We start from the raw sequence: 5,052 nt of genomic DNA, 5'->3' as shown, positions 1-5,052 counted from the left end.
AAAGCCTTCGTGGTAACGCTTGTCATGGCGTGGTCTCCAGCCCGGCGCGTCAACGCCGGGTGATTCGAGGTTGATCACCCCGGAGACTACGCCACTTTCAATTCCAACCGCTTTTCGGACGGCACCCAGCCAATCCATGATAGGTGATCATCTTGCCGCCGTGCGTTTTGACGGCGGAAAAGTCAGGATCGTCGGTACCCATTGGCGGATGGTGTGTTTGCTCAGTTTCCAAAAAGGCTTTACGGACTCCATCCTCCGTGAGCGAACCTATGATGATGAAGGACTTCGGAAGCTCCAGTCCTGAAGAACTGCGTTGCCGCTTGGAGCGGCGTCGACCAAGGCAGAGTTTAGGTTCGCTCGACGTTCCTATCCGAACCAAAGCTGAGAACCTGCTGAAGTTCCTGTTGGGGCGCTGCCTTGTCGTGCACGAACAAAAGCCTCGACCTTGCCGATGAGGCATCGGGTAGCGCGTTGAGAGCGACAGCAGGGGCGATGAAGGGATCTATGCTTCGAACCGCTGGTCACAATGGACGTCGGAGCTTCACCAATGCCACCTGGAGCCGCGATGCGATCCTTGAGAGCCAAATCGCGCAGATCGGCCACGCCCGCCTCGATGGCGTCATAGAGGCGCTTCAGGCGCAGCTCGGCCTCAGCTGCCCGCTTGTTCAATTCGGCGATATGTTCGCGGCGGCGTTCGGCATGGTCCTGCCGGCGGTCGATGACCGAGGAGCAGCGGAAATACACCTGGGTCATGTTCGGCCTCTTTCAGTGGGACGACTGGCCTAGCCAGCTTCGGCTCTCGGGACCTGCAACCTGTGAGAACGACGCACCTTCCTTCGCTTCAAGACAACATGAGTTGCGCCGCCGGCACGTTCCTCGACTTCAGCCAATGGGAAGGTGAGAAGGAAGGAAGACCCTTCGGCGGCACAAGACGCATGAACGCGGCCACTCAAACTGCTGGCCAACTCGCCGACGATCGTTAGCCCGCGACCGCGCACAATGAGATCAGATGCCAAGCCATTGTCAGAGACAGCGCACCTTACGACGTTACTTGCAAGCAAACAACTTCACTTTCGCTTCCGGATGTCTATCGTCGAATCGAGCATGCCGTGCCACATTGGTGAGCAGCTCGGATACGATCAACCCGAGCTTCCAGCAGCGTTCGCCCTCAAGCCGCAAATCATCCGCCGAACACGAGAGACGTATACTCAGCCGATTCAGTCGGTATTTCGTGATGGAGAAGCAAAGATGCTCGAGGTACCTTGCGGCGTCGGTCAGGTGCCAGGATCCGGCATGCGTAGTGCCTTGTGAACATCAGCATAACCATGCAGGAGTTCTACCACATCGAGGAGCGCGGCCTTGACTGCCACATCATCCGACTGCACCGCTTTCGCTGAAACCGTGCAGATAGCGCTAGTGAGCTCGCTATTCACTCTGTGGTTCAACTCACGAAGAAGCAACGATCCGTCGGGATCCGGTAACCGTGCATGGTTTGTCATTTCGGGCTCCAACGATCTTCCTCTCTGGCACCTGCCGCAGGACCAAGCAGGGAGCCCTATGGCTCCACACCGCGGCGCTCCAATTCGGTCTCTATCGCGTCAAAGAGGATCTCGGCTGACACCACTGCAAGGCTCGTCCATAAGATGATCGCGGCGCGCGAGGCGATTAGGTATTCTATCATGCGAAGGCTCCTTCTAATGCGAGATGCCGGTTAGTCGCGTGAGAGATTGGAACGTGACACCGAGCAGGCAGCAGAACCTCGCTTCCTCTTGATGCTGCTTAGAATGCCAGAGGCAGCTTGGAATGAATATCTTGTCCATTGCTGATACATTTAGACGGTTGATTTGGTTCAGGTTGGTCAGAGCAGTAGTCGTCGTCAGTAACTTTGAGTTATTCGCGCGGGTTATGACTGGACGGGCTTGCGCCGGCAGCCGTTTCCGGAGGCGCGTCAGGCGTCGGCGATCAGTGAGGCGATGTCCTCGAGCGGACGCCGGCCGAAGTCCTTCGCGAGCTCGCCTATGATCTTGCCTCTCAGGTCGCGGTGGAAATGCTTGCGCATCTCGCCCAGGGTCTTGGGGTCGGAGACAACGACCAGGTGCTCTATGGTGCCGTCCAGGCTGAGCATGTTCAGGAACGCGGCTGTCGCTGCCGCGAAGTTGTCCTCGTCGAGCCGCCTGCGATCGGCGTTGGCAGAGCCGGTGTGATGCCGCGCACCCGAGCCTGAGTGGGCGGGCGCAGGCGGAGCCGCCGTGATCTCGACCAAATGCACCCCAGGTTTCACGCCCGTATTGTGGAACAGGCGGATCGTCTCGCCGTCAGCGACTGCTACTGTCGTACCCGTAGGTAGAATCATCGAAAGACCTCCCGCTCACTTGCATGCCGGCGCTCTGCGGCGCCTCTTCGATAAGCTCCTGGCGCAAAGCTCCCCAGAGCAGGGCAGTCCCAACGACGGCCGAAAGAATCGACGCGGCGAACACGGCGATCTTGGCGGCCGAGAAGTCGGGAGCGCTTGGAAACGCCTGCCCGGCGATGAAGAGCGACATCGTGAAGCCGATGCCAGCGAGGGCTCCTGCCCCGGCCAACTGCTGCCACGTGTACTCCGCCGGCTTGACGGCTATGCCTGCGCGCACGGCCGCGGCGGCCGCGAGGAAGACGCCGAGCGGCTTTCCGATGGCGAGGCCAGCAACGATCGCCGCCATGAGCCAGCCATGCCCAACAAAGACGCCCGGATTGATTGCCACGCCTGCATTCGCCAGTGCGAAGATCGGGAGGACAGCGTAGCTCGACCGCGCGCCCGCGTGTCGCAGCAGCCGGTCGGCGGGTGATTCAAGTCTGTCATAGATTGCGTCGAGCGCGTGCAGCGCCGGGGTGGAGGGGCCGTGCCTGAGAACCTCACCGTCGTGCCGGGCCTCGGAGGCGATGATGGTGCTGGCCTGCGTCATCAGGGCAGCCAAGTTAGCGGGTGGCCGCGTCGGAATGAACAGCGCAAGTACCACGCCGGCCAGCGTAGCGTGGAGGCCGCCCGCATAGACGAACGCCCACAACGCGACGCCCAACAGGATGTAGGGCGACAGCAGATAGACCCTCGATCGGCTCAGCAGCGTCAGCGCAACGACTGTCGTCGCGGCCGCGGCCAGGTAGCCCGGATGGATATCGCCGGAGTAGAACACAGCGACGACGACGATCGCGCCGATGTCGTCGACGATGGCCGCCGCGGTGAGGAAGATGCGCAGCTCGACGGGGACGCGGGCGCCCATCACGGCGATCAAGGCAATCGCAAACGCAGTGTCGGTCGCCATCGGAACGCCCCACCCGTGCGACCACGACCCCGCAGGGATGACCAGCGCATACAGTAGCGCCGGCACGACCATGCCGCCGAACGCGGCCGCGATCGGAAGCGCGGCGGAGCGGCGGCTTGCGAGGTGGCCGACTGTCATCTCGCGCTTCACTTCCAACCCCACGACGAGGAAAAACACCGTCAGCAGGCCGTCGTTGACCCAATGGAGGATGGACATCCGAAAGGCTGCGTCGCCCAAGCTCACGCCGAGCTCCTGGCGCCAGAGCGCCTCGAACGCCGGCCCGATCGGAGAGTTCGTCAGGACGATCGCCCCCACGGTCGCGAGGACCAGCAAAATGCCGGCGGACGGGCCCCAGCTCGCGAAGTCCAGCGCCGCCGTGCGGACACGGTGCCCGAGCGTGCCAAGCATCGCGTCGATGAGAGAGCTCTCGTCCCAGGGCCCGTCGTAGCGCCGGTGGTTGATGTAGAAGGTCGGCGTGAACCTCACGCCGCTTGCGCTTGCGCGTGCGCTTGCGATGTCCGCCTCCACCTTCGCTCTCGCGTGCCGCACGGCATCGCTGTCGCCGAGTGCGAAATCTGCGTTCACGCCGAGGTCGGTGGCCACCGCGATGAGGTCGTCCTCTGTGAGCTGCATCGACCGCGTCATGAGCTTGATGTGCGCGGACCAGAACGCCTCGGGCGTCTGGGCCAGCTCAGCGAGCTCGGCAGCCCGAAACGCAAGGCTGTTGTCCGAGAGCGGCCTGTGCCGGAAGGCGTAGCGGACGCGGTCGCCGAGTTGGTCGCGTGCTTGCGCGATGCGCTCGTTGGCAGCCCTGCAGTGCGGGCACGCGTAGCTGCCGTACTCGACGAGCGTGATCTCGGCATTGGTGGGGCCGAGCACGTGGTCCGTCTCGTGGTCGACCGGACGGTCGAGGCGGCCGGGCGGGATCATGAGCTCCATCGCTGAACCGGTCTCCAGGTGTTCGCGCCGGCTAAGACGTCGGCGTAGCTGTCGACGGGTTTACGACGTGGAATACGCCGCCGTTGGATGACGGCGCGCTGAACGCACGCTGCACTCCAAGCGCGACGCCGGCGCTGTCCACGAGCACGACGACATCCTCCAGCGGCAGGCCTTCGACAGAACCGGGGAATGAAACGCCGATTGTCTCTTTGATGTGCATGTCGGACCTCCTGGCCTGCGATCGTTCAACGGAACGCCGACTTCGGCCCGTACACGAGGGCGGGCGACGATGGATCGAAGATTGAGTCCATGACGGTGGAAAGGAAAATCACCTCTCGCCATGGAGTCGATAACCGACCATTATCGAAATGACTGAGGGCGCCTGGGGCGCTGCCGGGTGTGCGTCGCGTCTCTCTGCGAGGACTTGCCGAGGAGCACTCTTGGCGGCCGAGAGGGGGTCTTCACGCGGCTAGCCTGCGGGCCGCGCGGCATTACGGGTCGTTATCGAGATCATAGCTTTTACCAGCCGATTCCAAGACAATAACGCTGGTGCCGCGAGCGCGGTCGTGAGGCCCACGCAACGGCGTACACCCCGCCGCAATCAGAATTGCGAGTATAGGGCCATGACTCAGAGCATCGCAGGACAGCCTGCTCTCGAACTCGCGGTGTTGGTCCACGCCATCAGCATGAGGGTGTCAGAAAGAATGTGTAAGCAGGTTTCTGTGAGTTTACCTTACCGAGGAGACTCACATGACGACCGACACGACGATTACACCTGAACTGCTGGATCAACTGCTTGCTAACTATGAGAAGC

At 62.0% G+C, this 5,052-nt stretch carries 6 protein-coding genes; all 6 read right to left on the bottom strand.

The annotated features are described in order from the left end of the window. Positions 1–366: 366 nt before the first annotated feature. Complete coding sequence (locus tag ACZYOF_RS42105) at positions 367–753, bottom strand: hypothetical protein (protein WP_282531927.1); 387 nt, start codon at positions 751–753, stop codon at positions 367–369. Positions 754–1,274: 521 nt separating this feature from the next. Beyond that, entirely contained in the window at positions 1,275–1,499 is a 225-nt protein-coding gene (locus tag ACZYOF_RS42100) for a hypothetical protein (protein ID WP_282531928.1), read from the bottom strand. Between the two features lie 56 nt (positions 1,500–1,555). Continuing rightward, positions 1,556–1,681, bottom strand: coding sequence for a hypothetical protein (locus ACZYOF_RS42095; RefSeq protein WP_282531929.1), 126 nt, complete (start codon positions 1,679–1,681; stop codon positions 1,556–1,558). 267 nt (positions 1,682–1,948) lie between these two features. Continuing rightward, positions 1,949–2,353 carry a host attachment family protein gene (locus tag ACZYOF_RS42090; RefSeq protein ID WP_282531930.1) on the bottom strand — a complete coding sequence of 135 codons (405 nt, stop codon included), beginning with the start codon at positions 2,351–2,353 and terminating at the stop codon, positions 1,949–1,951. Beyond that, positions 2,316–4,238: a Na+/H+ antiporter NhaA gene (nhaA, locus tag ACZYOF_RS42085; protein WP_463719429.1), complete on the bottom strand. Its 1,923-nt coding sequence runs from the start codon at positions 4,236–4,238 to the stop codon at positions 2,316–2,318. The genes ACZYOF_RS42090 and nhaA overlap by 38 nt, the downstream gene beginning before the upstream one ends. 31 nt (positions 4,239–4,269) lie before the next feature. Beyond that, on the bottom strand, positions 4,270–4,458 hold the full coding sequence (locus ACZYOF_RS42080) for a hypothetical protein (protein ID WP_282531932.1): 189 nt from the start codon (positions 4,456–4,458) through the stop codon (positions 4,270–4,272). Positions 4,459–5,052: the final 594 nt, after the last annotated feature.

The organism is Bradyrhizobium sp. LeoA1Lang, assembly GCF_055413685.1.
This window is presented reverse-complemented; position numbering and strand designations above follow the sequence as displayed.

Bases quoted from the DNA above. Each gene is read 5' to 3' on its own strand.
- ACZYOF_RS42105 (WP_282531927.1), bottom strand. From the start codon at position 753: ATGACCCAGGTGTATTTCCGCTGCTCCTCGGTCATCGACCGCCGGCAG.
- ACZYOF_RS42100 (WP_282531928.1), bottom strand. From the start codon at position 1,499: ATGACAAACCATGCACGGTTACCGGATCCCGACGGATCGTTGCTTCTT.
- ACZYOF_RS42095 (WP_282531929.1), bottom strand. From the start codon at position 1,681: ATGATAGAATACCTAATCGCCTCGCGCGCCGCGATCATCTTATGGACG.
- ACZYOF_RS42090 (WP_282531930.1), bottom strand. From the start codon at position 2,353: ATGATTCTACCTACGGGTACGACAGTAGCAGTCGCTGACGGCGAGACG.
- nhaA (WP_463719429.1), bottom strand. From the start codon at position 4,238: ATGGAGCTCATGATCCCGCCCGGCCGCCTCGACCGTCCGGTCGACCAC.
- ACZYOF_RS42080 (WP_282531932.1), bottom strand. From the start codon at position 4,458: ATGCACATCAAAGAGACAATCGGCGTTTCATTCCCCGGTTCTGTCGAA.